Origin of the sequence: Streptomyces sp., assembly GCF_050698815.1 — a bacterium.
Classification (GTDB): Bacteria; Actinomycetota; Actinomycetes; order Streptomycetales; family Streptomycetaceae; genus Streptomyces.
In genome coordinates, this window is sequence record NZ_JBOHCV010000296.1 from 1 (window position 1) to 2,100 (window position 2,100).

The following is a 2,100-nucleotide window of genomic DNA, read 5'->3' on the forward strand; positions in this document are numbered from 1 at the left end:
TGCGCAGCTTGAGGTAGACGAAGCTCTCGGTGGAGCGCACGCCGGGCAGCGAGCGGATCCGCTTGGTGATCATTTCGAGAAGGTGTTCGTCGTCCTGGCAGACGATCTCCACGAGCAGGTCGAACGACCCGGCCGTGATGACCACGTAGTCGACCTCGTCGATCTCGGTGAGAGCGTCGGCCACGGACTCGAGGTCGCCCGCGACGTTGATGCCGATCATCGCCTGTCGCAGGAATCCGACGGTGAGCGGATCGGTCACCGCTACGATTTGCATGACACCCTGGTCCTGCAGCTTCTGTACCCGCTGCCGGACCGCCGCCTCGGACAGGCCCACGGCCTTGCCGATCGCGGCGTACGGACGCCGGCCGTCCTCCTGGAGCTGTTCGATGATCGCCAGGGATACGGCATCGAGCGAGCGGATGCCGTGCGTCTTCTTCGGGTCTCGAGCCACGCATGACACTGTGCATGAGACCTCCTCCGTATCGCAACCCTTAAGCGATGTAATCCGAAGTTGAAAGCCCGCCTATGAACAGAATTCGTCGTCCTCGGTGTGTGGGTGTATCGAAAGCGTTGTGGTGCTGGTTAGGCTGGCGGCCTCACCCAACGGACAACGAAGCAGGAGGGGTGCGAAGTGACCACCGAGCTGCGTCGGCTGCGCAACTACATCGACGGGGAGTTCCGGGACGCCGCTGACGGCCGGACCACAGAGGTGGTCAATCCGGCCACGGGCGAGGCGTACGCCACCGCGCCGCTGTCCGCCGCCGCGGACGTCGACGCCGCGATGGCCGCCGCCGAGCGGGCCTTCCCGGCGTGGCGCGACGCCACACCGGCGACGCGGCAGAAGGCGATCCTCAAGATCGCGGACGCGCTGGAGGCACGGGCCGACGAACTGCTCGCCGCCGAGTGCGAGAACTGCGGCAAACCCCTGGAGCTGACCCGGCAGGAGGAGTTGCCGATGATGCTCGACCAGATCCGCTTCTTCGCCGGCGCCGCCAGGATGCTGGAGGGCAAGTCCGCCGGCGAGTACATGGAGGGGCTGACCTCCTACGTACGCCGCGAGCCGATCGGTGTCTGCGCGCAGGTCGCGCCGTGGAACTACCCCGCGATGATGGCGGTCTGGAAGTTCGCCCCGGCGCTGGCCGCGGGCAACACGGTCGTGCTCAAGCCGTCCGACACCACGCCGGCCTCCGCGGTCTTCATGGCCGTGGTGATGGGTGAGATCCTGCCCAAGGGCGTCTTCAACGTCGTCTGCGGCGACCGCGACACCGGCCGGCTGATGGTCGAGCACAAGACCCCGGCGATGGCCTCCATCACCGGCTCCGTGCGCGCGGGCATCGAGGTCGCGGGCAGCGCGGCGAAGAACGTCAAACGTGCCCACCTGGAGCTGGGTGGCAAGGCGCCGTGCATCGTCTTCGACGACGCCGACATTCCGGCGGCGGTCGAGGGAATCCGGGACGGCGGCTTCTTCAACGCCGGCCAGGACTGCACCGCGGCGACCCGCGTGCTCGTACAGGAGGGCGTACACGAGCAGTTCGTCGCCGCGCTGGCCAAGGCCGCCGCCGAGGTGAAGACCGGCGACCTCAGTGACGAGGACTGCTTCTACGGGCCGCTCAACAACCCCACCCACCTGGAGAAGGTGGTCGGCTTCATCGACCGTCTCCCGGCCCACGCCAAGGTCGAGTCGGGCGGCGAACGCGTCGGCGACAAGGGCTACTTCTACGCTCCCACCGTCGTCTCCGGACTGCGCCAGGAAGATGAGATCATCCAGAACGAGGTCTTCGGGCCGGTGATCACGGTCCAGAAGTTCACCGACGAGGACCAGGCCGTGGAGTGGGCCAACGGCGTCGAGTACGCCCTCGCCTCCTCGGTCTGGACGACCCACCACGGCCGCGCGATGCGGATGTCCCGGGTGCTCGACTTCGGCTGCGTCTGGATCAACACCCACATCCCGCTGGTCGCCGAGATGCCGCACGGCGGGTTCAAGAAGTCGGGTTACGGCAAGGACCTCTCGGCGTACGGCCTGGAGGACTACACGCGCGTCAAGCACGTCATGACGGCACTGTGACCGGTCGCGGGTCCCGGGGCGGCGCTGCCCCGGGA

Annotated in this window: 2 protein-coding genes; one reads left to right on the forward strand and one right to left on the reverse strand. The window is 67.5% G+C overall.

Going from position 1 to position 2,100, the window contains the following annotated elements:
* The coding region (locus ACRDP3_RS10735) for an Lrp/AsnC family transcriptional regulator (RefSeq protein WP_431516648.1) at positions 1-460 on the reverse strand (460 nt) is incomplete at its 3' end.
* Positions 461-631: 171 nt separating this feature from the next.
* Between ACRDP3_RS10735 and ACRDP3_RS10740 the strand changes: the two genes are divergently transcribed.
* The gene (locus tag ACRDP3_RS10740; protein ID WP_431516649.1) at positions 632-2,065 is read left to right on the forward strand and encodes a gamma-aminobutyraldehyde dehydrogenase; all 1,434 of its coding nucleotides are present in this window, start codon (positions 632-634) and stop codon (positions 2,063-2,065) included.
* Positions 2,066-2,100 lie beyond the last annotated feature (35 nt).